Annotated in this window: 26 protein-coding genes and 1 pseudogene; 16 read left to right on the top strand and 11 right to left on the bottom strand. The window is 66.4% G+C overall.

Annotated elements, in window-relative coordinates; genetic code table 11:
• Nucleotides 1–111 precede the first annotated feature (111 nt).
• The gene (locus M9952_09060; GenBank protein MCO5313064.1) at nt 112–1,458 is read right to left on the bottom strand and encodes a glycine--tRNA ligase; all 1,347 of its coding nucleotides are present in this window, start codon (nt 1,456–1,458) and stop codon (nt 112–114) included.
• Between the two features lie 158 nt (nt 1,459–1,616).
• Here M9952_09060 and M9952_09065 point away from each other — a divergent pair, with 158 nt between their 5' ends.
• Complete coding sequence (locus tag M9952_09065) at nt 1,617–2,555, top strand: hypothetical protein (protein ID MCO5313065.1); 939 nt, start codon at nt 1,617–1,619, stop codon at nt 2,553–2,555.
• 206 nt (nt 2,556–2,761) lie between these two features.
• Here M9952_09065 and recO read toward each other — a convergent pair whose 3' ends face one another.
• Both recO and uppS read right to left on the bottom strand, forming a co-directional pair.
• Entirely contained in the window at nt 2,762–3,481 is a 720-nt protein-coding gene (gene recO, locus M9952_09070) for a DNA repair protein RecO (GenBank protein MCO5313066.1), read from the bottom strand.
• Between the two features lie 2 nt (nt 3,482–3,483).
• Complete coding sequence (uppS, locus tag M9952_09075) at nt 3,484–4,209, bottom strand: polyprenyl diphosphate synthase (GenBank protein MCO5313067.1); 726 nt, start codon at nt 4,207–4,209, stop codon at nt 3,484–3,486.
• A gap of 202 nt (nt 4,210–4,411) precedes the next feature.
• Between uppS and M9952_09080 the strand changes: the two genes are divergently transcribed.
• From M9952_09080 to M9952_09120, 9 genes and pseudogenes are all read left to right on the top strand, one after another.
• The gene (locus M9952_09080; protein ID MCO5313068.1) at nt 4,412–5,089 is read left to right on the top strand and encodes an SCO family protein; all 678 of its coding nucleotides are present in this window, start codon (nt 4,412–4,414) and stop codon (nt 5,087–5,089) included.
• An 80-nt stretch (nt 5,090–5,169) separates the two neighbouring features.
• Nucleotides 5,170–5,799, top strand: coding sequence for a copper chaperone PCu(A)C (locus M9952_09085; protein MCO5313069.1), 630 nt, complete (start codon nt 5,170–5,172; stop codon nt 5,797–5,799).
• 68 nt (nt 5,800–5,867) lie between these two features.
• Nucleotides 5,868–6,185: a hypothetical protein gene (locus tag M9952_09090; GenBank protein MCO5313070.1), complete on the top strand. Its 318-nt coding sequence runs from the start codon at nt 5,868–5,870 to the stop codon at nt 6,183–6,185.
• Nucleotides 6,182–6,733, top strand: a complete 552-nt coding sequence (locus M9952_09095; GenBank protein ID MCO5313071.1) for a TlpA family protein disulfide reductase — start codon at nt 6,182–6,184, stop codon at nt 6,731–6,733. The genes M9952_09090 and M9952_09095 overlap by 4 nt, the downstream gene beginning before the upstream one ends.
• A gap of 8 nt (nt 6,734–6,741) precedes the next feature.
• Nucleotides 6,742–6,879, top strand: a pseudogene (locus M9952_09100) (cytochrome c biogenesis protein CcdA).
• Nucleotides 6,859–7,620 (top strand): cytochrome c biogenesis CcdA family protein, encoded by a 762-nt coding sequence (locus M9952_09105; GenBank protein ID MCO5313072.1) that lies wholly within the window; start codon nt 6,859–6,861, stop codon nt 7,618–7,620. Before M9952_09100 ends, M9952_09105 begins: the two are co-directional and overlap by 21 nt.
• 445 nt (nt 7,621–8,065) lie before the next feature.
• On the top strand, nt 8,066–8,356 hold the full coding sequence (locus tag M9952_09110; protein MCO5313073.1) for a hypothetical protein: 291 nt from the start codon (nt 8,066–8,068) through the stop codon (nt 8,354–8,356).
• Between the two features lie 143 nt (nt 8,357–8,499).
• Entirely contained in the window at nt 8,500–8,829 is a 330-nt protein-coding gene (locus M9952_09115) for a GNAT family N-acetyltransferase (GenBank protein ID MCO5313074.1), read from the top strand.
• 173 nt (nt 8,830–9,002) lie between these two features.
• Nucleotides 9,003–11,039, top strand: coding sequence for an ATP-dependent DNA helicase (locus tag M9952_09120; GenBank protein ID MCO5313075.1), 2,037 nt, complete (start codon nt 9,003–9,005; stop codon nt 11,037–11,039).
• 48 nt (nt 11,040–11,087) lie between these two features.
• Here M9952_09120 and thpR read toward each other — a convergent pair whose 3' ends face one another.
• The gene (gene thpR, locus M9952_09125) at nt 11,088–11,681 is read right to left on the bottom strand and encodes an RNA 2',3'-cyclic phosphodiesterase (GenBank protein ID MCO5313076.1); all 594 of its coding nucleotides are present in this window, start codon (nt 11,679–11,681) and stop codon (nt 11,088–11,090) included.
• Between the two features lie 177 nt (nt 11,682–11,858).
• On the opposite strand from thpR, the gene M9952_09130 reads away from it, so the two are divergent.
• Together M9952_09130 and M9952_09135 are read left to right on the top strand one after the other, a co-directional pair.
• Nucleotides 11,859–13,400: an amidase gene (locus M9952_09130; protein MCO5313077.1), complete on the top strand. Its 1,542-nt coding sequence runs from the start codon at nt 11,859–11,861 to the stop codon at nt 13,398–13,400.
• 69 nt (nt 13,401–13,469) lie between these two features.
• Entirely contained in the window at nt 13,470–14,039 is a 570-nt protein-coding gene (locus M9952_09135; GenBank protein ID MCO5313078.1) for a hypothetical protein, read from the top strand.
• A 53-nt stretch (nt 14,040–14,092) separates the two neighbouring features.
• Here the strand turns inward: M9952_09135 and era are convergent, their stop codons facing one another.
• The 4 genes from era to M9952_09155 are packed head-to-tail and all read right to left on the bottom strand — an operon-like array spanning nt 14,093 to nt 17,989.
• Nucleotides 14,093–15,160, bottom strand: coding sequence for a GTPase Era (gene era / locus M9952_09140; protein MCO5313079.1), 1,068 nt, complete (start codon nt 15,158–15,160; stop codon nt 14,093–14,095).
• Nucleotides 15,157–16,446 (bottom strand): hemolysin family protein, encoded by a 1,290-nt coding sequence (locus tag M9952_09145; protein ID MCO5313080.1) that lies wholly within the window; start codon nt 16,444–16,446, stop codon nt 15,157–15,159. Before M9952_09145 ends, era begins: the two co-directional genes overlap by 4 nt.
• Complete coding sequence (ybeY, locus tag M9952_09150) at nt 16,443–16,937, bottom strand: rRNA maturation RNase YbeY (protein ID MCO5313081.1); 495 nt, start codon at nt 16,935–16,937, stop codon at nt 16,443–16,445. The genes M9952_09145 and ybeY overlap by 4 nt, the downstream gene beginning before the upstream one ends.
• On the bottom strand, nt 16,937–17,989 hold the full coding sequence (locus M9952_09155; GenBank protein ID MCO5313082.1) for a PhoH family protein: 1,053 nt from the start codon (nt 17,987–17,989) through the stop codon (nt 16,937–16,939). Before M9952_09155 ends, ybeY begins: the two co-directional genes overlap by 1 nt.
• A gap of 36 nt (nt 17,990–18,025) precedes the next feature.
• Here M9952_09155 and M9952_09160 point away from each other — a divergent pair, with 36 nt between their 5' ends.
• On the top strand, nt 18,026–18,562 hold the full coding sequence (locus M9952_09160; GenBank protein MCO5313083.1) for a hypothetical protein: 537 nt from the start codon (nt 18,026–18,028) through the stop codon (nt 18,560–18,562).
• Here M9952_09160 and M9952_09165 read toward each other — a convergent pair.
• Nucleotides 18,508–18,792: a helix-turn-helix domain-containing protein gene (locus tag M9952_09165; GenBank protein MCO5313084.1), complete on the bottom strand. Its 285-nt coding sequence runs from the start codon at nt 18,790–18,792 to the stop codon at nt 18,508–18,510. The genes M9952_09160 and M9952_09165 overlap by 55 nt on opposite strands.
• A gap of 290 nt (nt 18,793–19,082) precedes the next feature.
• Here M9952_09165 and M9952_09170 point away from each other — a divergent pair, with 290 nt between their 5' ends.
• Both M9952_09170 and M9952_09175 read left to right on the top strand, forming a co-directional pair.
• The gene (locus M9952_09170; protein ID MCO5313085.1) at nt 19,083–19,838 is read left to right on the top strand and encodes an SAF domain-containing protein; all 756 of its coding nucleotides are present in this window, start codon (nt 19,083–19,085) and stop codon (nt 19,836–19,838) included.
• Nucleotides 19,835–21,208 (top strand): hypothetical protein, encoded by a 1,374-nt coding sequence (locus tag M9952_09175; protein ID MCO5313086.1) that lies wholly within the window; start codon nt 19,835–19,837, stop codon nt 21,206–21,208. The genes M9952_09170 and M9952_09175 overlap by 4 nt, the downstream gene beginning before the upstream one ends.
• Here the strand turns inward: M9952_09175 and M9952_09180 are convergent.
• A complete protein-coding gene (locus M9952_09180; protein ID MCO5313087.1) occupies nt 21,139–21,600 on the bottom strand; it encodes a DUF1634 domain-containing protein in 462 nt (153 codons plus the stop codon). The two genes, M9952_09175 and M9952_09180, sit on opposite strands and share 70 nt — an antisense overlap.
• Nucleotides 21,597–22,421: a sulfite exporter TauE/SafE family protein gene (locus tag M9952_09185; protein ID MCO5313088.1), complete on the bottom strand. Its 825-nt coding sequence runs from the start codon at nt 22,419–22,421 to the stop codon at nt 21,597–21,599. Before M9952_09185 ends, M9952_09180 begins: the two co-directional genes overlap by 4 nt.
• Before the next feature lie 118 nt (nt 22,422–22,539).
• Between M9952_09185 and M9952_09190 the strand changes: the two genes are divergently transcribed.
• Nucleotides 22,540–23,559 (top strand): CAP domain-containing protein, encoded by a 1,020-nt coding sequence (locus M9952_09190; GenBank protein ID MCO5313089.1) that lies wholly within the window; start codon nt 22,540–22,542, stop codon nt 23,557–23,559.
• Nucleotides 23,560–23,733: the final 174 nt, after the last annotated feature.

The following is a 23,733-nucleotide window of genomic DNA, read 5'->3' on the forward strand; positions in this document are numbered from 1 at the left end:
TGTTCGCGCGGTCACCCGACCAGCGTGCGCATCGTGCCACCCGCCCGTTCTCCGATAACCAGTGGTGGTGATCACGACCACTGGTTATCGGAGAACCGGCTCGGCGGGGGGTCAGGCCATGCGATCCTGCAGATATCGCACGACGCCGTCGATCGAGATGCGCTCCTGAGCCATCGAATCGCGCTCGCGAATCGTGACGGCGCGGTCCTCGAGGCTGTCGAAGTCGAAGGTGATGCAATACGGCGTGCCGATCTCGTCCTGGCGCGCATAGCGCTTGCCGATCGACTGGGTCTCGTCGTAGTCGCACATGAAGTGCGGTTGCAGGGCCGCGAGCAGCTCGAGTGCCGGGCCGGTGAGCTCGGGCTTCTTCGACAGCGGCAGCACCGCCGCCTTGTAGGGGGCGATTCGATGGTGGAGGCGAAGAACCGTGCGGGTCTCCCCCTTCACCTCGACCTCGTCGTACGCGGCGATCAGGAACGCGAACGCCGTGCGGGTCGCTCCGGCCGCTGGCTCGATGACGTGGGGCAGGTAGCGCTCATTTGCCGCCTGGTCGTAGTACTCGAGCTTCTCTCCGGAGTGGTTCTGGTGTTGGGTGAGGTCGTAGTCGCCGCGGTTGGCGATGCCTTCGAGCTCATCCCACCCCCAGGGGAACAGGAACTCAACGTCGGAGGTGCCGGAGCTGTAGTGGCTCAACTCGTCCGCATCGTGGGGGCGAAGCCGGATGAGCTCGCGAGGCATGCCATGGTCGAGGTACCACTGGAATCGTGTCTCGCACCAGTAGCGGTACCACTCGTCGGCCTCGGCCGGCGGGACGAAGAACTCCATCTCCATCTGTTCGAACTCGCGGGTGCGAAACACGAAGTTGCCCGGGGTGATCTCGTTGCGGAACGACTTTCCGACCTGGGCGATGCCGAACGGCGGCTTCTTGCGGGTGGAATTCACGATGTTCATGAAGTTGATGAACATCCCCTGCGCGGTCTCGGGTCGGAGGAAACAATCGGCACCGGCACCCGCAACCGGGCCGGCCTGGGTCTTGAACATCAGGTTGAAGTCGCGAGGCTCGGTGAACTTGCCGATCGCACCACAGGTCGGACACACGTTGGGGTCATCGAGCTTGTCGAGTCGATGCCGGGACTTGCAGTTGGTGCAGTCGACGAGCGGATCGGTGAAATTTGCCAGGTGCCCGGAGGCCTCCCAGACCGCCGGCGGGCTCAGGATCGCTGCGTCGAGGCCGACCACGTCGTGGCGCATCTGCACCATCGAACGCCACCAGGCGTCCTTGACGTTGCGCAGCAACAGCACGCCGATCGGGCCGTAGTCGTAAGTCGACCGGAAGCCTCCGTAGATGTCGGCCGACTGAAAGGCGATGCCCCGACGCTTCGACAGGTTGACGATCTTGTCAAAAACGGTCGGGTCGGGTTCGGGCGCGGAATCGAGTTGGCCAAGATAGTCGGACATGGTCCGCGAGGCTACCGGCCCGCTGCAGCGATCCACACCTCGACATCCCGAGTCGCGCATCTCGACGTCGACATCGCCTAACACCCCGACGAGATACGCGATTTTGTGGCGTGACTCCGGTACGGTGAGCGGCGAAAGCCACGTCGTCAGGAGCCATCGTGAGCGATCCCAACAACCCGAATTCCGAGGGATGGATTCCCCCGCCTCCCGGGATGAACCCACCGCCGCAATCCCCGCCTCCGCAGTCGCCGCCACCCGGTGGCGGCTACGTACCGCCTCCTCCGCCCGGTGGCGGGTTCACGCCTCCTCCACCGCCGCAGAGCCCCTACTCCACGCCGGCGGGCGGATTCGCACCGCCACCCCCAACCCCGGGTGGCGGCGGCGTGGGCACGATCGACATCGGCACCGTGCTCAGTTGGGCCGCCGCCAAGTACCAGCAGCACGCTCCCGTGCTCCTGGGTCTGACGGCGGTCGTCGCTGCGGCGACCCTCATCGGCAACTTCATCTCGGTGAAGCTCATCGAAAACGCCGCCGGTGGCGTGACGATTTCCGACGACGGATCGTTCAGGATTCAAAACAGCAACGGATTCTGGGGCGGCATGTTCGGTGGGATGATCCTGTCGATCGTCATCTCGATCCTGGTCGCGATTCTGATGATCGGAATCACGCGGGCTGCGCTCAAGGTCACCCGCGGGCAGGCCCCGTCGTTTGCCGACCTCACCTCCGGTGAGCATCTGGCGGAGTACATCGTCACCTCCATCGTGTTGTGGCTGCTCACCGCCGTCGGACTGGTGCTGTGCATCATTCCGGGCCTGTTCGTGATGTTCTTCATGATGATGGCCCCCATCCACGCACTCGACACCGGTGCAACCGTGGGCGACTCCATCTCGCGAAGCATCGCGATCGTCAAGGCGAACATCGTCCCGATCATCGTGTTGGTGATCCTGGCGATCATCGTCAGCATCATGAGCAGCCTCATCGGCGGAATGGCCGGCGCCATCGTCGCAGCGCTGATCCAGCTGCTGTTGACGCCGTTCACCGCGCTCGCCTCAGCGGCCGCGTATCGCCAAGGCAACGGCGAGGCCCTCGCCGCGTAGGCCCGGCACCGCCCGCGAGGCCGCACCGCCCGCGAGGCCGCACCGCCCGTACCACCCCCGATCGCTGCCCACAGTTCAACTGTGGGCACATCGGGTCACCTGCCGACCGGGTTTGCCCACAGTTGAACTGTGGGCAAACCCGCGTTCGGCAGCGAAAGCAGTCAGTGCTCGTCGAATCAGCGCTGTTCGAATCAGCGCTGTTCGAATCAGCGCTCGTCGAGGAGGTGCACCGATCGGAGCCGACGGTCGAGGTGTCGCTCCATCGCCATCGACGCGAGGTGGTCGACCTCGAAGGTCGCCGCACCGATCGGCAGCTTCAGCGCCTGCGCCAGGCGTCCCCCGAGGATCAACTGCAGAATCAGCACCGCCTGCGAGCTGACGCTGATTCCCTCGCGGTGCTCGCGACAACGCAAGCCTCCGGCGTTCAGATCCAGGCTGACCAGATCGTCGGGGCTGCCGCACTCGACACAGCCGTCGACCACGAGGCCGACGCCGTCGTTGGCCAGCAGCTTGCAGTAGAACGACGGAGTCACCAGCGGAGTATCCCAATTGGCGACGGCGCGCAGGCCACCGACGAGCAGGTCGTAGAGCGCCGAACTCTGCTCTCCCTCCTGGCTCATCTGGTCGACCGCCTCCAACATCGCCGCCACACGCCCCATCCGATCGAGGTCCTCTCGCAGCGGCGCCGGGGACTCGACCAGGTCGACCTGGCTCACGATGTCGAGGTCGCCGCGACCCTCGTAGAACTGCGCGACGACATGGCACCCGGGTTCGAGGCGACCACCGAACCTCGACCTCGTCTTTCGGACCCCTTTGGCCACAGCCCGCACCTTGCCACGCCCCTGTGTGCAGAACACCACGATTCGATCGGCCTCGCCGAGTTTGTAGGTACGCAACACGACGCCGACGTCGCGGTACAGCGCCATGGCTAGTCGTCGGTACTCAAGCCGCCGAAGCGACGTTCGCGCTGCTGGTATTCGGCGATGGAGTCATAGAGGTCCTCCCGGCGAAAGTCCGGCCACAACACGTCGGTGAACACCCACTCGCTGTAGGCCGATTCCCACATCAGATAATTCGAGGTGCGAATCTCCCCCGAGGTGCGCACCACGAGTTCCGGTTCGGGCATCTCGGGGTCGTACAGGTAGCGGCGGATGAGCTTCTCGTTCACCTTGTTCGGCGACACCCCCGAGGCGACGATGCGACGGACCGCGTCGACGATCTCGGCGCGGCCGCCGTAGTTGAAGGCAATCGTGAACGTCATCGACGAGTTGTCCTTCGTCAGCTCGATCGCCTCGTCCATTCGCTTCATCAGCCGTCGCGGGACCCGCCAGTCGCGGCGGCCGAGAAATCGGACCCGGATGCCGGCGGCGTTGAGTTCGTCGCGGCGGCTCACCAGCAACCGCTCGTTGAAGTTCATGAGGAACCGGACCTCGTCGAGCGGGCGACGCCAGTTCTCGGTCGAGAAGGCATAGACGGTCAGCCATTTGATGCCGGCGGCCTGGGCTCCCCACACCGTGTCCATCAACGCTTCTTCACCGGCTGCGTGCCCGTCGGTGCGCGGGAGTCCGCGCCGTTGCGCCCATCTCCCATTGCCGTCCATGACGACCGCCACGTGTTCGGGAATGTAGGACGCATCGAGTTCGCTCAGATCCACGACCAAACGGTATCGCCTCGCCGGCCGGTCCCCTGAACCTGCGCACACCGTTTCATACAATCCACACAACCGGGACCGCTGGGCCTCCGTGGTTCTCTGGTCCCGCCGGTCATCGGCACGGTGCAGATCTGTGACCGCCGTCACCCGTAATGGAGACCTTTGGCCCTACGAGCGTGTCAGTGGTCGTGGTTATGGTCTGCGCATGTCTCGATTTGCGCCCTCGCCCACGAAGCGCACACGTCGCTCGCCGATCACTGCAGGTTTGGCGGTGCTGGCGGCTGCCGCACTGACACTGGTTCCGGTCGCATGCGGCGACGACGCCGACACCGCGAGCGAGCCCGCCCTTGCCGGCGTGGTGCGCGACCCCGCCCTCGAGGTGGGTTCGGTTCAGTTGACGTCGAGCGACGGTTCCACCGTGTCGATGAAGGCGGACCCTGGCGAACTACTGATTGCCACGTTCGGGTACACCTTCTGTCCCGACATCTGCCCGACCACGCTCAACGACCTCAGCATCGTCGTGAACGACCTTCCCGACGATCTTTCCGACCGTGTGAGCGTCGCGTTCGTGACCGTCGACCCCGAACGCGACACCCCCGAGGTGCTCAGCTCCTATGTCGAGGCGTTCTTCACCGATCGCGGGCTCGGCCTGCACGGGGCCGACGAGGCTCAACTCGCCCAGGCGACCGAAGCGTTCGGTGTGCAGTTTCAGATCGACGACCACGAGCCAGGGTCGATCAACTACTCGGTTGCCCACACCGCGGTCACCTACGTCATCGACGAACGCGGCAGCGTCATCGTCGAATGGCCCTTCGGCACGGAGATCGACGACATGACCTCAGACCTGACGACGCTGCTGCGCTCCACCGACGCTGCGTCGTAGGTTCCGCCGACCGCTCGCCGCCGCGTTCGGTCTCCACGATTCAAAGCAACACCTTCACGACCATGACAAAAGGAGTCACCGTGAACCTCACCCCAACCCGCTCCTCAGCCATTCGCCGGTCCGCCACCGTGCTCGCAGCGTTGTCCCTGGGCGTCGCTGCGCTCAGCGGCTGCAGCAGCGACGACGACGCTACCGACACCTCCACCACCGTCGCCTCGGCGCAGGACACCACAACCACGGCCGCCACCGACGGCGAACTCACCATGACCGGCGCGTGGGCCCGCACCTCTCCGATGATGGCCTCCAACGGTGCCATCTACATGGAGATCACCAACGCGACCGATGCCGACGACGCGCTGTTGTCGGTCAGCGTCGACCCCTCGATCGCGGCGACCGCCGAACTCCACGAGACCCGGGCCGCCGGCGGCGACATGGGCGGCGGCGACATGGGCGGCGGCGACATGGGCGGCGGCGACATGGGCGGCGACATGGGCTCCTCGACCACCGCACCCATGATGGAGATGGCCGAGATCGACCGGCTCGACATCGCCGCTGGCGAGGCCGTCAGCCTTCAGCCCGGCGGATACCACATCATGTTGATGAACCTCGCAGCACCGCTCACCGAGGGCCAGGAGCTGGTCGTGACCCTCACCTTCGAAAACGCCGGTGACATCGAGGTCACCGCCGTCGTCGGTGACGGCGCCCCGTGAGCTGAGCCATGAAACCTCGGCATCGGACACTCCGAAATCGGCTCGGGATCCCCTGGGCGGTACTCGCCGTGACGATCGCATGCATCGTCACGGCGGGCGCCTGCTCAGGTACGAGGGAACCGCAGACGATCTCGATCGTCATTCCTGCCGGCACCCAGGACCGCCTCGACGCCGGTGAGAAAGTCGAGATCATGCCCTCCCGACTTGAGTTCCACGTCGGCGACACGTTGCACATCCGCAACGACGACGATGTGACCCAGTCGATCGGACCGTATCTCGTCAAAGCGGGTCAGGACTTCCGGTTGCTCTACGGCTCTCCCGGGGTGTTCGAAGGGTACTGCCCCCTCAGCGAAGGCGAGCGATACGAGATCGTGGTGAAGAAATGACGCGTCCCGCACCTGCCGACCGCCACTGGTATCGAGGACGCCACCGAGCCGCGACCCCGCTCCTCGGCATCCGCATCACGATGACGGTCCTTGCTTTGGCAGCCATCGCGACTGGCTGCGGAGGCTCGGAATCCAGCGCGTACACCGCCGCCGATCTGCGCAGCGGCGACGCGGTCTCGGTCGACGACCTCGCCGGCTCCCCGGCGCTGCTCGTGAGTTGGGCCACGTGGTGTCGTGAATGCGACGAGGAACTCGCCGGGCTCCAACAGTTCGCTGAATCCTTGGAGGCACAAGGGGTGCGCATCGTCGCGGTCAACCTCGACGCCGCCGACGTGGAGGCCGAAATCGACGAGAAGATCTCGCGCCACGACCTGTCGGTCGAACTGTGGCGGGATCGCCGCAATGAGTTCCGAGGCGCCTTCGGAGCGCTCGGTGTTCCAACCACTGTCGTGATCGACGCGAACGGCAAGGTCGTCGGAACCTTCCCGGGTGCGGTCGACTTCGACGACGAGGCCGTGCTCGAAGCGCTCGACACGGCGAGGAGCTAGGTCCCACCATGTCGACGATCCTTGCGGTCACCGAACAGGTCGGCGACGGACCACTCCTCATCGCGATGGCGATCGCCTTCGCTGCTGGGGTGCTGTCGTTTCTGTCACCGTGCGTCTTGCCGCTCGTGCCCGTCTATCTGTCCTTCACCACCGGGTTGTCCGCGGCCGACCTCGCCGGGGCGACCACGGAGGCTGCGGCGCAGACTCCGGCCATCGCCGGCGCTGAGGGCACGGCCGCCACCGATGGCGAAGCAACAGATCCCGAACCGCCGACCGCACCGTCACGTGCGGCGGTGCGACGTCGCGTGGTCATCGGCTCGCTCGGGTTCGTTCTGGGCACCGCCGTGGTGTTCGTTTCCTTCGGAGCGCTCTTCGGCAGCTTCGGCGAGGCGCTTCGCACCCACGCGCTCGGCCTGTCGCGGATCTTCGGCGTGGTCACCATCGCGTTCGGCCTCCTCATGGCCGGGGCATTCGACAAGATCGGAGCGCTGCAGCGCGACGTACGCATCCACAAGGTCCCCGGCGGCGGCCTGCTGGCCGCACCGGTTCTCGGGTTTACGTTCGCACTCGGTTGGACCCCCTGCATCGGCCCGACCCTGGGCACCGTGCTCGGCCTGTCGGCATCCACCTCCGGGGCCACCGCCGCCCGGGGCGCGGTGTTGTCGGTGGCCTATTGCATCGGCCTCGGCCTGCCGCTGCTGATCAGCGGCCTCGCGTTCACCCGTGCGATGTCGGCATTCGCCGTGATTCGCCGCCACTATCAGGCGCTGATGGTCGCCGGCGGGGTCTGCCTGATCGTGCTCGGCCTGTTGCAGGTCACCGGGGTGTGGACCACCTGGACGAACAGTCTCCAAACCCGATTCGGCGGGTGGAGCCTGCCGTTGTGAGGACACCAGCGAGGCGGGTGCCGGCAACGCGGTACTCGCCTGAGATGACGATCGGCTTGTCTTCCAAACAGCCGAACTAGTGACGCCGTGACCGACGCGGATGGCGCGACCTTCTCGACGCTCTCGAACACGGGGGATCGCAGCGCTCCTCAGCACGCGTGATCGCCGCCGCTCGGTCCCCGCGGTAGCCGTGCTGCATGGTCGGGCATGACCACTCGATGTCGCCCGGCTCCTCCGCGTCGGAAACACCGATCTCGCTGCGGACGTCCACGCCGCCGAAGCGCTCGCCGCTCACCGCTCCGCGCAGTTCGTCGCCCACTGGCTCGTCGACAATCCGGACATCGACCCGAACCCGGCCGATGTTGACGCGGACACGGGCGGCGCACTCACCCGGCTCGGCCTGCTCACCGCATCAGCCCGGTCACAATTCTCCGACCGTCTCGGCGTGGATGAGTTCACCGGCAGCGTGCTTGACGTGTCCGGCCGTACCGCGCTCCTCGCAGACGAACAGGGCAATGCACTCCCCATCCCAGCGAGCACGAGCCATGAGGGACTCACACCGGGCGCATTCGTCGCCGTCGACACCGAACGCCTCGACGGTGGCGCAGCCACGATATGGGTCCGACCCGCGTTCGTGTCCGATGACGATCCCCACGCTCTGCATCCCGGCGGCGTTCGGCTGCTGACCGACGCCGAACGGCACGCCTCCCGCGAACCGGCTGCGTCGACACGTTGATCCTGCGGCCGTTCGACAACGAGGCAGCTGACGCATAGCTGCTCACCACGTTCGCCTGCTCGACCGGCGCTCCCTACGAGGACAAGGTAGAGCACTGGATCCGCCACAACGCACGCTCATGGTTGAACGATGCGCCACGAGCGGTGTTCCAACGCCGCGCGATCGCACTGGTCGAAGACGACGACTCCACGCTCGTGGCTGTCGCGTCCTGGCAGGACATCGTGCGCATCGACCTCGACGGAATCTGGGTCGAAGAACTCGCAGTCGCGACCACCCATCAGCACAGCGGTACCGGAACCGCTGCCTACGAACTGGCCACGGACCACCTCCGCACCATCGATCGCGACGGTGACCACCTCGCCGCACTCGTCCACGTCAGCAACACGCGCAGCAAACGCCTCCTCTCGACCGTCGGTTGGCAGAAGGCAACCGACGGGGACGCCGACCACGAACTCTGGTTCGGCCGACTCTGACGGCTGCGACCCCCGAAGTCGCTCGATGAGCGGGAGCGAGACGATCGCCAGTCAGATGGCGGCGGTCGCTCCCGGCTCATCTGGCGCATCGCTTCACTCGCCCCACACAGGGTGCGCTCCCCACGCTCGACCGGCTTGCACAGCTGCCTCGGTCGCCTGCCACACTCGTGGGGGTGAATCCGGGTAGCTACAACGACGTCGCCGCAACGCTGCGCAGCGTCACCGGTCGCCTCCCCGCCCACGAAGACCGGCCCGGGCAGGTGCGCATGGCCGAGGCCGTGGCCGACGCGATCGCGGACAAGCGGCACCTCGTCGTGCAGGCGGGCACCGGCACCGGCAAATCCCTGGCCTACCTCGTCCCGGCGATCGCATCCGGAAAGCGTGTCGTGGTCGCCACGGCCACCAAGGCCCTCCAGGATCAGCTCGCCGACAAGGAATTGCCGTTTCTCGCCACCGAGTTCACCGCGCTGAGCTGGGCGGTGTTGAAAGGTCGATCGAATTACCTGTGTCGCCAACGCCTCGACGAGGCGCTCGCACCCCAGGCACAGATCGGCCTCGACGGAATCGTCGAGGCCGCCGACCGCACCCCTGGCGGGGACGTTCGTCCGGGGTCGGTTCCCCTGCGGGTCCTCAAGGAACTCGAGGCGTGGGCGGACGAGACCGCGACCGGGGATCGAGCCGACCTCGCGGAGGAGCCCAAGGCGTGGGTCTGGTCGGCGGTATCGGTGGGACCGAGGGAATGTCCGGGCGCGGCCAAGTGCCCGCGCGGCGAGGACTGTTTCGCCGAGGTGGCACGCCGGCGGGCGGCGAGCGCTGACGTCGTCGTGGTGAACACCCATCTCTATGGGCTCCACCTCGGCTCGCGGGGCATGATCCTGCCGGACCACGACGTCGTGGTCTTCGACGAGGCCCACGAGGTCGAAGACATCATGAGCGCGACGACCGGGCTCGAGGTCGGACCGGGATCGGTCACCTCGTTGGCCCGCATCGTGGGCAACCTGATCGCTGACGACGCACTGCTCGACCAACTCGATTCCGACGCGGCGCGGCTCAGCGCGTTACTGGCCCCCGAGGTCGGCTCACGGCTGCGGCGCGGACTGCCCGACGAGGTGTCCGACACGCTGGTGGCGCTGCGCGAACGGGTGACCCAGGTGACCAACACGGTGCGCAAGATCGACGATCGCGCCGGAACCGACACCGCGACCCGAAAGGAACGCGTGACGAAAGCCGCGACCGGGCTGCTCGACGACCTCGCCACCATCGTCAACCCACCCGGAGACTCGGTGTTGTGGGTCGGCGGCACCCCGGACCATCCGAAGCTCGAACTGGCACCCCTCGACATCGGGGCGACCCTCGACTCGCTGCTGTGGAACGCGACCGAATCCGGCCTCGACATCGACTTCGGCGACGCTGTCGACCCCGACGGCCACGACGGCCAGGTCGACGACGGCACCTACGGCATCCCGGATACCGTCATTTTGACCTCCGCCACCATCCCCGACGGGCTTGCCGAACGCCTCGCCATCCCACCGGACACCGTCGAGGTGATCGACGTCGGGACCCCGTTCGACTTCGAGAACCACGCGGTGCTGTACTGCGCCGCACATCTCCCCGACCCCCGGTCGCAACACTACGGCGCCGCCGTCGCCGAGGAACTCGTCCGACTCATCAACGCTGCCGGCGGCCGAACCCTGGCGTTGTTCACCAGCTATCGAGCGATGAACGAAGCCGCCGACGCGGTCGCCGAAAAGGTTTCCTTGCCGATTCTGCGTCAGGGCGACCGACCGAAGCCGGCGCTCGTGGAGGCCTTCAGCGAGGATGCCGAGTCGTGCCTGTTCGCCACGATGGGCTTCTGGGCTGGCATCGACGTTCCCGGCGACTCGCTGCGCCTCGTCGCGATCGACAAGATCCCGTTCCCTCGCCCCGACGAGCCGTTGTTGCAGGCACGCCGCGAACGCGCCGCAGCCGCGGGATTCTCCACGATCGATCTCCCCCGCGCCGCGACGATGCTCGCTCAGGGCGCCGGCCGACTCATCCGAACCGCCACCGACCGCGGCGTCGTCGCGGTGCTCGACCCGCGCCTCGCCACCAAGAAGTCGTATCGCTGGCAACTCATCTCCGCCCTACCTCCGATGCATCGCACCAAGGAATTCGATGAGGTGCGCGACTTTCTCGCATCGTTGGCCGGATCGGCGCCCGACGCGAGCTGATCCGACGCGAGCTGATCCAGCGCGGGCTGACCCCAGCGCCCCGCTGCCTCACTCGCCGAGGTGTAACAGCGCCCGGTCCTCGTATCGAGGGGTACGCGCCGGACCGTCACCGAGATGAGACTCGATCAGGGTCACCCACTCGACGTCGAACCACCTCGACTCATAGGTGTCGAGCGACTGCACGATACGTCCCGCCGCACGCCGGCGCCGAGACCTCGCCACCGTGACGTGCGGGACAAAGCGCGTCCCGTCGGGCATGGCACCCGCAGCATTGGCGATGCCGCGAAGCGCCGTCGACCACTCGCCGAGCACGACCGCGGCCTCCGCGTCGACCCCCATCCATAAGGTGGATGCCTCCGCCGGATTCGCGAACGCGCCGCACCCCTCGAGGCGCATGCGCAACGGCGCGTGACGCCTAGCCCAGGCATCGGCCAGGTCGACCAGTTCCCCGAAACGAGCATCCGGCACCGATTCCATGAACGCCAACGTGAGGTGCCAGTTGTCGGGTCGAATCCAACGCCAGGGTGGGCGCCGATCCCGCTGCAGCGGTGCCGCGTCGGTGGCATCGCGACGGGGGTCGACGAACTCGTCGAGGTCCTCGACGACGTCATCGGGCAGCTGCACGGCGAAGAACCCACGCATCGCCTCATCGTGACACACCCCGCTGCCAACGCCGCCGCGCATCCAACACCAGCGCCGCCGCACGTCCCGCCGCACATCCCGCCGCACATCGCTGCCACCATCGCTGCCACCCTCGGGATCGGCATCGCGGGCGGGCCAGTTCGATCCGGGAACCGTCGCGGTGCAACACTTTGCGCCATGACCGATTCGCCGTGGAAAGGGGATGCGTCGAGCCTCGTCGACGCGTTCCGCAAAGGGGAACATTCGCCGCGAGAAGAAATGGAGGCCACCCTCGCCGCCATCGAACGCAGCGAACTCAACGCATTCAGCCACATCGATGCCGAAGCGGCGCTCGCGGCCGCCGATTCCGCCGACGTGTGGAAGCCCTTCGGTGGCGTGCCGTTCGCCATCAAGGAGCTCGATCAGGTCGCCGGGTGGCCCGACACCGAAGCCTCGTTGGTGTTCAAAGGGCGCCGAGCGACCGAGACCTCCCCCTACGTCGAGCGATCGATCAACGACGGCGGGTTCGCTCCGGTCGGGTTGACCACGGCGAGCGAATTTGGCGGGTTGAACGTCAGCGTCACCAAGATCAACGGCATCACCCGCAACCCGTGGAAGCCGTCTCAGACCGTCGGTGGCTCATCGGCAGGTAGCGCGGCGGCGGTTTCCGGTGGGCTCATCACCATGGCCTCGGGCGGCGACGGCGGCGGGTCAATCCGCATTCCCGCCGGATACACCGGTCTGCTGGGAATGAAGGGAACCTTCGGACGCATTCCGCGCGGCCCCGCGGCACCGTCACGGCCCAACACCGTCGTTCACGGCGCGATGGTTCGCTCGGTCCGTGACATCGCCCGTTTCTACGACGTCACGTGCGGTCAACACCCGTGGGACCCGCTGTCGCTGCCCAATCCCGGCGACTGGGAGGCGAACCTCGACACCTACGACCTGCGCGGCCGCAAGGTGGCGGTGATCCCCGATCTCGGTTCGGTCACCCTCGACACCGGCGTGGATGGCCGGATTCGCGAACACGCCGACGCGCTCATCGCCGCCGCGGGCCTGGTGAAGGTCGACCTCGACCTCGACCTGCACAACATCACCGCCGAGTGGGCGATCGGCAACCTGTCAACGCTGCTGGCCGAACTCGACGATCGTTGGCCGGCGTGCGCCCCACTCTTGACCGACGCCATCGCCGACGGCCTCCGGATCGCGACGTCGTTCTACAACCTCAACACCGCCGCGGTGGCCGAACAAAAGCGCCTGCAACTGCAACGTCAGATGGCCGACGCGTTCGAACAGGTCGACTTCATCATCGCCGCGACCAACCCAGGGCCCGCCTTCCCCGCCGAGTGGGAGACGTCAAACCCCCTGCCGGAGGCGCTCACGAGGATCCGCTCCGGAGCCGTCGGACGGGGCGCTCAACGAGCATTGTTCGGCGGCATCCGCGCAGCCACCGGCGTGGCCCCCAGAACCCCCCTCCGCATCCTCGCCCAGGCCGCCGAGCGCGCCCCGGAGATGTTCGAGATGGGCGGGCTGACCATTCCGTCGAACATCTACGGCAACCCTGCGGTGTCGATTCCCGCCGGCACCGTCGATGGGCTTCCCATCGGGTTGCAGGTGCTCGCCCGACACCATCAAGACGCCCTGTTGTTGGACCTCGCGCGGTGCGCCGAGCGTCACCTGCCGTGGCCCCTCGTCGCTCCCACGGCGACATCGGCCACCGAGGTGTCCGCCGGCGCCTAAACCCACGGCCCGGTTCGTCGCCCCCCGGTTCACCGCCGTAGACTGCTGGGGTCCCTGGAGGCTCTTTCCATGTCATCCGATTTGGCCGAATCCACCGTTTCGATCGACCCCACCATCTTCCAGATCGACCCCGCCCGCTTGACCCAGGCGGCCAAGACGATCGACGCTGACGCCCAGCCCGACGAGGCTGCTTGCCCCGTCCCGCGCGCACTGGCCAAAGCGATGGGAGCAAGCGCGTGCCCGTTCCCGGTCGGGGGCGCTACCACAGAACCCGTGCGGCGGTCGGCTGCCGACACCGCGATGCGCAGGCTGTTGCGAGTCCACGACCGGCCGGCCCAGGTCAGCGAGCGGGCCGCGGTCGCCGCCTTCCAGAAGTCGATGCTGATCTCGGCGGCTCGCTGCACCCTCACCTACGTGGTGTTCCCGGTGCTGTTGCCCATGGTCAGCTTCGCTCGTGGCCTCGGCCCCGTCATCGGAATTCTGATCGGAACGTTCGCGCTGTGCTGTGACGTGTTGACAGTTCGCCGGTTCTTCGCCATCGACCACAAGTGGCGCTGGTATTTCACCGCCGTGGCCACCGCCGTGATGACCCTGTTGACCGTGTTGCTCGTCGAGGATCTGATCAACCTCATGAGTTGAAGGCCTCGGGTCCGGTCTCGGTAGCCGACCCGGTCTCAGTAGGCGACCCGGTCTCAGTAGCCGAGTCGGTCGAGCGCCTTGGGCCGACGTTGCCAGTCCTTGTCGACCTTGACGTGCAGTTCCAGATAGGTGCCCTCGGGCATCTCACGGCGGGCGTCGATCCCAACCTGTTTGAGCACCGCGCCCTTCTTGCCGATGACGATCCCCTTCTGAGACTCCCGTTCGACGAGGATCTCCACCCGGACCCGCGGCCAGTCCCATTCGGTCACCCGACACGCAATCGAGTGGGGCAACTCGTCTCGGGTGACCGCCAGCAACTTCTCGCGTACCAACTCCGCAACCCAGAACGCCTCTTCGACGTCGGTGACCATGTCGGTCGGATACCAGCGCGGGCCCTCGGGTAGACGACTCACGAGGTGATCGACCAGGGCGTCCACCCCCTCGCCGGTGACGGCTGATACAGGAAAGTACTCCGAGCGTTCGAAGTCGCTCGCCCGAAGCAGTTGCTCGACCACCTGATCCTTTGAGGCCAGGTCGCACTTGTTCACCACGACGATCGCGTCCGGCGGAACGCGTTCGGCCACCCAGGCGTCGCCACGACCGACCCGGGCCGTCGCATCGACGAGCAGGCACACGACATCGACGGCCTTGGCTCCGGCCGCATCGATTGCCGCGTCGTTGAGCCGTTCGCCCATCAACGTGCGCGGCTTGTGAATGCCGGGGGTGTCGACGAAGACGATCTGGGCATCTGGCCGGTTGAGCACCCCTCGGATCTGGTGGCGGGTCGTCTGGGGCTTGTCCGACACGATCGACACCTTCCGACCGAGAATGCGATTCAGCAGGGTGGATTTTCCGACGTTCGGCCGTCCCACGAAACTGACGAACCCGGACCGGAATCCCTCCGGCACTTCGTCGATCCCCTCATCCGAACCAGCCGACCCAGACGCGTCCGACGATGACGACGACCGCGAGGAGGACGACCCCAACGAGGCGAAGAACTCCTCGACGGAGTAGGTGCGACCCTCCTCACCGGGATCGATCAGGTAATCATCGTCAAATTGCGAGTCGTCGACGTCGTCCTCGTCGTCGAGGGGGTCGTCGAACATCGGTGGCTGACTCACGACTCCTCCACGACTTCTTCGGCGGCTTCGTACGGTTCGATCATGACCCGCTCGACCCGGCGCCCGTCCATCCCCTCGACGGTCAGGCGGTATCCGTCGACCTCGATCGAGTCACCCACATCGGGCACCCGCCCCAGTTCCGAGAACACCAATCCACCGACCGAGTCCCAGTCCCCCTCGGGAAGCGAAATATCGAATCGGTCGTTGATGTCGTCGACGTTGCTCGAGGCATCGTGCACGACCACCGCGCCGGAACTCAGTTGTTCGGCCCAGTCCACCTCGGTGTCGAATTCGTCGGTGATCTCGCCGACGAGTTCCTCGAGCAGGTCTTCGAGGGTAATCAGGCCGGCGGTCCCGCCGTACTCGTCGATCACGACCGCGATATGGGTCTTGCGCGCCTGCATCTCGCGAAGCAACTCCGCCACACGCTTGGTTTCGGGCACGAAGTAGGCCTCCCGCACGAACGCCTCGACCGGATCGGCGCCGTGGTGGTCCCGCTCGGCGCGCATGATGTCCTTCGAGTACACGATGCCGATGATCTCATCGACGTTCTCGCGGTAAACCGGAAACCGGCTGAGCCCGTTGAGAATGGCGATCTCGACGCAGTCGGCGACCCGGTATTCGGCCTCGAAGGTGACCATGTCGGTGCGCGGCACCATGATCTCTCGCGCCACGGTGTCGCCGAAATCGATGATCGACTCGATCAGGTCGCGTTCCTCCTCCTCGATCACCGCGGCCTCAGCCGCCTCGCCCATCAACGCGATGATCTCCTCCTCGGTGACGAACGGACCCTGTTCGAGGCCTTTGCCCGGCAGGATCAGGTTCGTGACCCAGATCAACACGTTGGCGATGTGGCGAAACACCCGGCTCAACAAGATGACCAACGGTGCGGTCAACAGCGCCGCGCGGTCGGTGTGTTGCAGCGCCCAGGTCTTCGGCGCGGCCTCGGCGATGATGAACACGACCAACACGTTGATGACCGTGGCGACGGCGACACCCCACGGGCCGAACACGTTCGAGGCGACGATACCGGTCAGTGCCGCCTGCACCGTCTGGCAGCCGAGGGCCACCAGGTAGACGGCGTTGAGGCTGCGTTCGAAGTTGTTGATGACATAGAGCACCTTGTCGGCGCGCTTGTTGCCCTCCGCCTGCAACGCCATCGCCCGGGTCTTGGAGATACGTGTCACCGCGGTCTCCGCAACCGCGATGGCGACGCTCAGGGAGATGAGCAGAACGATGGCGACCGTCATCAACATGTCGGTCGAGGTGAATTCAACGGCGATCATGACTCCTGCCAAGGGTCGCGGGAAAGAGGTGTCCACAACTGGTTCATCAGTCGGCGTTCGCTCGCCCACATCAGCGCGCGCTCGTCGGGTTCTGCATGGTCGTGGCCCAACAGATGCAACGTCGCGTGGATCAACAACAATGCGATCTCATCGTCGAGCGAACCTGCGTGGTCCGCCGCGTTGCGTTCGGCGACGTCCCAACACAGTGCGATGTCGCCGACGAGACGGACCTCGTCGGCTTCGAGCATCGTCGGGTCATCGTCGATCGGAAACGACAACACATCGGTGGCGCCATCCACACCCATGTGATCGGCGTTGAGTTGGGCGATCGTCGGCTCGTCGACGAACACCACGTTGGTTTCGGCCGGAGCGCGCACTCCCTCGCCGCCTTGCGCTCGGCGAACGAGATCGGCCCAGCGGTCGGTGTCGACCCCTCGTTCGGTCTCGTCGATGACCACGACGACGAGGTCGTGCAAAGAGTCGTCCTCCATCAGCGTTTACGGCGCCCGTCACCGGCGGGCTCACCCGCGGCGGCATTGCGTTCGTAGGCATTCACGATCTGGGCGACGATGCGGTGCCGCACGACGTCTCGGCTCGTCAGTCGGACAAAGGTCAGGTCGTCGATGTCGGAGAGGATCTGCTCGATGCCGTCGAGGCCGCTGCGTCCGCCCTGCACGTCGACCTGGGTGACGTCGCCGGTGATGACCGCCTTGCTCCCATAGCCGATTCGCGTCAGGAACATCTTCATCTGCTCCGGCGTGGTGTTCTGCGCCTCGTCGAGGATGATGAAACTGCGGTTGAGGGTGCGGCCGCGCATGAACGCCAACGGTGCGACCTCCACGACGCCACGCTCGAGCATCTTGGCTGCACCTTCAGCCCCGACCATGTCGTAGAAGGCGTCGTAGAGCGGGCGAAGGTACGGGTCGACCTTCGCCATGAGGTCGCCGGGAAGAAACCCGAGGCGCTCGCCGGCCTCAACCGCGGGACGCGTCAACACGATGCGTTCGATCTGCTTGCGTTGAAGCGCCTGCACCGCCATGGCGACGGCCAGCCAACTCTTGCCGGTTCCCGCAGGGCCGATCCCGAAGGTGATGATGTTGTCGGCGATCGCATCGATGTAGCGGCGTTGCCCCGCGGTCTTGGGGCGGACACTGCCCCCGCGTGCGAGCCGCACCACCTCGGTGCCCAACACCTTCGACGGCAATTCGTCGGCGCGGACCATGTCGATCGTACGATGCACCAGGTCGCCGTCGAGTCGCTGCCCGCCCTCGACGAACATGATCAGCTCGTCAAAAACCCGGGCCGCGGAACCCGCATGGGGTCCGGACAGGCGAATCTCGTTGCCGCGGGCCACCATCGTGGTGTCGCCGAACTGTGCGCCGACGGCATCGAGCCACTGATCACGTTCGCCCAGCAACAAGGCCATGAGATGGTTCGCCGACACGTGCACCACCGCCTGTTCGACGGGATTGGTGCCGGCGGTTCCGTCCGCGTCCGGATCCGTGGTGTCGAACCGTTCGGTCGCGTCTTCGGTTTTCATCATCTTCAGTCACCAACGCTTTCGTCCGAAAGTGTAGTGATGTCCACCACAGGCGCTGAAGGCGATTCAGAGCGACGTGTCATCGACGCGGCCCGCGAGCGCCGTTCGGCGCGTATCGAACGCGATGAGGCGGCCGCCGAGACGAGTTTTTGCGGACTGCTTTCGGCGCTGGTCGAGCGACGCGAGCGCGTGACCCTCCTCACCGATGTCGGAGACACGGTGGCGCTCGCCCTCGTCGCACTCGGCAGCGACGGCGTGGTCGGGCGTCGCGACGACACTGCCCTCGTGCTGTTGCACGCCGACGCGATTCTCGCCATCACCAGCGAAGCTGCGAGGGTGCATGCGTCGAACACCGCGCCGACGAACGACTCGGGCCCGCCGTGGAGCGAACTCGTCGCAACGTCGCTCGCTGCGGGCATGAACGCGACCGTTCGCCGAGGCGCGGTGACGATTGCCGGCGAGGTGGAAAGCGTGGGACGAGACGTGGTCACACTCGTTCGTTCCGACGGCCGAACCCGGTGCTATGTCAGCGTCGCCTCGTTGACCGAGGTGGTCTCGGACTCGCCGGCGTCATAGCTCTCGTCGCCTCCAGCGCTGCTGGTATCGGTCTCGAGGGTCCCAGGGGCGATGCGACAGTTGTCGATGAACTGCTCGACCTCGGACTCCTTCAGTCGAATCACGCGACCGAACCGGTACGCGGGCAATTGCCCCTCATCGATGAAGCGATACAACGTGCGCGGCGTAACGCCGAGTCGACGAGCAGTCTCGGCGGTATTGAGCCATACGATCCCATTGGACGAAGCCATGGGACGAACCTACCGCAACCGTCGCGTCAGGTGGGGAACCCCCCGAGCACCCGCCGAGCACCCATCGAGCACCCATCGAGCAGCCGGGTTCTGTAGGTAATTTCTGCGGTCCAGGCCGCAGAAATTACCTACAAAACGCCCGTAGTGGGGCGTGACCGGGTCGGCCAACCCAGCGCCCGACATGGGTCATCCGACCCAGAACCCCCGGGGAAATTCTGCATTCATGGACCGCATCTCGTCGCGTTCGATGTCGCTACCCGACCGCCGGAGTCGGGGTGCGAAGGGTCGACATGGCTTCAACGATTCTCAACCCACGCTCGAAGACGCCGGGTCGCTCCCGCGCCGAATCGGGCCGGACACCTGCGGGCGAACCCCTCGACGACCCGGTGTCGATCACCCGACGGCTACGCCGAAGCGCCGGTTTGCCGTCGGGGCGGGCATTGGCCGGCGCCCTCATGGTCACCGTGGCGGTGCTCGGGGTGGTCGCCGCCTATCGCGATGCCACCACGACCGCCACGACGGAGTGGATCGTCGTCGGACGATCCGTCGCCGCCGGCACCATCATCAGCGCCGAGGACCTCGCCTACGCCCCGGCGGACCTCAACGACGCCACCGCCCGACGCTCCTTCACCAACCCCGACGACGTCATCGGCCAGGAGGCGCTCATCACGCTCGAACGAGGCGACCTGGTTCTGGCGAGCGCGATCAGCGAACCGCTCGGCACCGATGCCAACACCGGACGAGCGATCGGCCTCACCCTCGATGCCGCTCGGGCCCTCGGAGGGAACCTGTCGGTCGGCGACCGGATCGACATCTATGCCCTCGGCAGTTCCGGCAGCGACGCCGAGGTGCTCGAGCGCAATGCCCGGATCACCGCGGTCCGCGGAACCACCGGCGAGTCGATCGGAAATTCGGCGAGTGTCGGCTTCACGGTTGCGGTCTCCGATGAGGCGGCCGCGCTTCGCATCGTGACCGCAGAAAGCACCGTCGGGCTGACGGTGGTCAAAGGCTCACCCCACCCGGCCGACCCGGAGTCCGCACGATGAGGGTCGAACGGTACGCCGTCGTCGGACTCGCGCGGGTTCGCTCCCCGTGGTTCGGCGAGGTCGCCTCGTGGGCGAACGCCGGGGTGCTGCCGATCGACTTCATCAAGTGCGTCAGCACCGCAGAGCTTCGGGCTCGGCTTCATGATGCACGCGGGGTCTCGGCAATTCTGGTCGAGGCCGGAGTTGCAGGATTCGATCGCGATCTCATCGACGAGGCACGCACCTTGGGGGTGGCCTCCATCGTGGTCGGGGCGGCATCGGAGCTCGGCCACGAAACCGACTGGGCACGCCTCGGCGCAGCGGCGGTACTGCCGGACCGATTCGACGAAGCCACATTGATCGACACCCTGTCGAACGTGGCCGAGCCGATCAGTTCCGCCCCCGCGGTCGTCGTCGACAGCGAGTCGCTCGACGACCGCGACCAAGACGCTTCGTCTCCGGGTTCACTGATCGCCGTCATCGGCTCGGCCGGGTCGGGCACTTCGACCACCGCGATGGCACTGGCTCAGGGCCTCGCCCGCCAGACGGCGAACGCCTCGGAGGGCCGACTGGGATCGGTCGTGTTGGCCGACCTCGTGCGCCGCGGGCACCTCGCCATGTACCACGACGCGAAAGACGTCGTGCCCGGGTTCCAGGAACTCGTCGAGTCCCATCGCAATGCCTCGCCAACACCGAGCGAAGTCGCCGAGCACCTCTTCGATGTCGACGACCGCGGCTATGCGTTGCTGCTGGGGTTACGCCGCACCAGAGATTGGACCGCGCTTCGACCCAAGGCGGTCGAAGCGTCCATCGAGTCACTGCGATCGAATTTCGACCACGTCGTGGCCGACCTCGACGCTGAACTCGACGGCGAAGCCGAGACCGGTTCGGTCGATGTCGAGGAACGCAACGCCGCGAGCAGGCTCGTGGTTCGCGACGCCTCGCTGATCGTGATCACCACCGATACCTCGCTCAAGAGCGTGCACGAGTTCCTGCATCTGCTGCGCGACCTGGCCGATCACGGAGTTTGCGCGAGCCGCATCCTTCCGGTGGTGACCCGCGCCCCGCGATCGCCGCGCCAACGCGCCGAATGCACCAGAACCCTGTCGACCCTCGGCGGGCTGCCCGGCGACCTGTCCCCCGTCTTCGTCCCGGCCCACCGCCACCTCGAGGCCATCCACGCCAACGGATCGCCGCTGCCACAAGCCGTGTGCTCGCCACTCGTGGGTGCGGTGCGCGCCGCGCTCTGCATGGGCACCGCGACCGCACGGACATCCCGCACCGTAGACCCACCGGGATCTGACGACTCGGCGAAGACCGCTCAGCCGGTAACCCCGAGGGCACACGACAGCGCCAACAACGCGACGACCGCACTCGTCAGCACGAGGTAGATCCGATCGCCCATCCGGGCGAAACCGACCAGCGAGACCACGACGCGCACGAGCGGCGTGGCCACCAACAGGCACAGCCCCAGCGTCATGATGCCGACCGCGCCCCCACTTCTGAGCGACTCCCAGGCGGCATCGAGTCGATGCGATGCTGCGAGGTTCGGGTCGATCAGTCGGTCGAGCGCGCCACGATCGCCGGACAACGACCCGTCGACGAAGCCGACCACCACCCCGATCGTCATCACCGTCAGCGAGGCCACCACGCCGAGGCGAAGCACCTTGGAAATGACCACTTCGAGCCCGCCGGAGGCGTCGCCTGGATCGCTGGAATCGCTGGGTGCGCCGTCGTCGGCTGCTTCCAGCGAGCGATCGGCGCTCATATCTTGGCCGCTCATATCTTGGCCGCCATCTGCACTGCGGTCAGCACCATCACCACGACGAAGAGCCTCCGTAACACGCCGTCGTGCACCCGGGGCATGAGCCGGGCTCCAAGGTTCGCGCCGCCGAGCACCCCGATCGCCACCGGCGCTGCGACGACCGGATTGACGTCGCCGCGCAACAGGTAGATCAGCGCGGCCGCGGTGCCGGTGACCCCGATCATGAGGTTCGAGGTCGCGGTCGACACTTTGATCGGCAGGCGCATCGCCAGATCCATCGCCGGCACCTTGAACACCCCGCCGCCGATACCCAACATGCCCGATGCGACCCCCGCGAAGTACATGATGGCGAACCCGACCGCGGGCCGACTCACCCGGTAGGGGTGCTCGCGTCCGGTGCGGGCGTCGGGGTAGCTGCCGTGCAGTTCGAGGCGATCCGCGAGCGCGCTCGGCGGTCCTGCAGAGGCGTCGTGGCGTCGCCGCATCATCGTCGCGGCCGCGATCAACAACACGGCGGCGAAGAAGCCGTTGAGCAGCGACGGGTTGGCGATCCCCACGAGCAGCGCACCGCAGATACCGCCACACACCGTCGACACTTCCAGAAACATCGCCACCCGCAGATTGCTCATTCGGTCGCGGGTGTAGGCCACCGCGGAGCCAGATGAGGTGGCGATCACCGCGATCATCGACGCCGCGATGGCGACCTTGATGTCGACTCCCAACAGCAGGGTCAGCCCGGGCACCACGACGATGCCCCCGCCGAGCCCCACCAGCGAGCCGACCAGACCGCCGAGCGCGGACAAGGCGAGCGCGCAGAGCACGAACACGAGCGGGTTCACGGCTGCCCACCCTACCCACCGTCCATCGGGGTCTCCTCGTCGACCGTGTGTGGGCACCGCCCGCAAAATCCGATGCCGCCGCTAGCATCCAAGGAGTCCGACCCTATGAGGGGGAAGCATGCGATTCCGGAACCTTGCGGTCACGGCCAGCCTTGCGCTTTTCGCTATCGGGTGCACCCCCGATAGCGGCAGCGGTTCCACGGTGACGACAACCTCGACCGCCACGGCCACCTCGACAACGTCCACGACCACCACCTCGACCACGAGCTCAACGACGACCACCACGATTCCGTCGACGGGGACGATCAATCGCCAAGACCGGGCCTCGGTGCAGAGCGCGTACGTCAACCGATTGTTGCCGGCGCTCGCGGCACCCAGCGGCTGGACGGGCAACGTCGCAACCTGCAACGCCGGAACCACCACGACAGCACATCAGACGGCGACCCTCGCGACGGTCAACTTCTTCCGCGAGTTTGTCGGCCTGACTCCGGTGACCTTCAACAGCACCTACTCGACAAAGGCCCAGCAGGCCGCACTCATGATGCAGGCCAACAACTCGCTCAGCCACACCCCGCCCTCGACGTGGACCTGTTACAGCGCGGATGGCGCCGCGGCCGCTGGCAGCTCCAACATCGCGCTCGGCACAACAAATGGCCCCGAAGCCATCCGCCTCTACATCGCCGACCCGGGGACGAACAACACCGCAGCGGGTCACCGCCGCTGGATCCTCGACCCGACGCGAGTGACGATGGGTTCGGGCACGACCGGCAACGCCAACGCCCTGTGGGTGTTCGGCACAACCCAAGCGTTGCCGTCGACGCCCGCTGTCGTCGCATGGCCCGCCGACGGGTTCTTCCCGGTCGAACTCGAGCCGCAGGGCCGGTGGTCGTTGTCGATCCCGAACGCCAACTTCAGCTCCGCCACCATCACCGTCACCGACAACCTCGGCACGAACTACTCGATCACGAAGCACGCCGTCACGAACGGGTACGGCCAAAACACGGTGGTGTGGCAGATGAATGGCCTCACCTACGGCAACGGTCAGGGCGACCGCACCTTCACCGTGACGGTCAGCGGTATCACCGGCTGGACATCGACGAGCTACAGCTACTCCGTGAAGATGTTCGACGCCGTCTGACCGATCCCCTCGGAGCGCGGCTCGACGCGAGAACGGCGTGAGCGCCCCAGGCGCCGCACCCGCCCGCGCGGCCAACCGGATAACCCCTTGAATCACTCGAATCCCGGGTGCGGTTCTCGTGCGCCTTAACAGGTGATTTCACCCAGTCAGGTGAGCAAAGTCACCTGATTAAAA

This window comes from Microthrixaceae bacterium (genome assembly GCA_023957975.1).
Classification (GTDB): Bacteria; Actinomycetota; Acidimicrobiia; order Acidimicrobiales; family Microtrichaceae; genus JAMLGM01.

What these genes read in the sequence shown, in the direction of transcription:
- M9952_09175 (MCO5313086.1), top strand. Translation starts at nt 19,835, where the DNA reads ATGAGGGTCGAACGGTACGCCGTCGTCGGACTCGCGCGGGTTCGCTCC.
- M9952_09170 (MCO5313085.1), top strand. Translation starts at nt 19,083, where the DNA reads ATGGCTTCAACGATTCTCAACCCACGCTCGAAGACGCCGGGTCGCTCC.
- M9952_09160 (MCO5313083.1), top strand. Translation starts at nt 18,026, where the DNA reads ATGTCCACCACAGGCGCTGAAGGCGATTCAGAGCGACGTGTCATCGAC.
- recO (MCO5313066.1), bottom strand. Translation starts at nt 3,481, where the DNA reads ATGGCGCTGTACCGCGACGTCGGCGTCGTGTTGCGTACCTACAAACTC.
- M9952_09080 (MCO5313068.1), top strand. Translation starts at nt 4,412, where the DNA reads ATGTCTCGATTTGCGCCCTCGCCCACGAAGCGCACACGTCGCTCGCCG.
- M9952_09155 (MCO5313082.1), bottom strand. Translation starts at nt 17,989, where the DNA reads ATGATGAAAACCGAAGACGCGACCGAACGGTTCGACACCACGGATCCG.
- M9952_09165 (MCO5313084.1), bottom strand. Translation starts at nt 18,792, where the DNA reads ATGGCTTCGTCCAATGGGATCGTATGGCTCAATACCGCCGAGACTGCT.
- ybeY (MCO5313081.1), bottom strand. Translation starts at nt 16,937, where the DNA reads ATGGAGGACGACTCTTTGCACGACCTCGTCGTCGTGGTCATCGACGAG.
- thpR (MCO5313076.1), bottom strand. Translation starts at nt 11,681, where the DNA reads ATGCGTGGGTTCTTCGCCGTGCAGCTGCCCGATGACGTCGTCGAGGAC.
- M9952_09180 (MCO5313087.1), bottom strand. Translation starts at nt 21,600, where the DNA reads ATGAGCGGCCAAGATATGAGCGCCGATCGCTCGCTGGAAGCAGCCGAC.
- M9952_09135 (MCO5313078.1), top strand. Translation starts at nt 13,470, where the DNA reads ATGTCATCCGATTTGGCCGAATCCACCGTTTCGATCGACCCCACCATC.
- M9952_09130 (MCO5313077.1), top strand. Translation starts at nt 11,859, where the DNA reads ATGACCGATTCGCCGTGGAAAGGGGATGCGTCGAGCCTCGTCGACGCG.
- M9952_09060 (MCO5313064.1), bottom strand. Translation starts at nt 1,458, where the DNA reads ATGTCCGACTATCTTGGCCAACTCGATTCCGCGCCCGAACCCGACCCG.
- M9952_09095 (MCO5313071.1), top strand. Translation starts at nt 6,182, where the DNA reads ATGACGCGTCCCGCACCTGCCGACCGCCACTGGTATCGAGGACGCCAC.
- M9952_09190 (MCO5313089.1), top strand. Translation starts at nt 22,540, where the DNA reads ATGCGATTCCGGAACCTTGCGGTCACGGCCAGCCTTGCGCTTTTCGCT.
- M9952_09145 (MCO5313080.1), bottom strand. Translation starts at nt 16,446, where the DNA reads ATGATCGCCGTTGAATTCACCTCGACCGACATGTTGATGACGGTCGCC.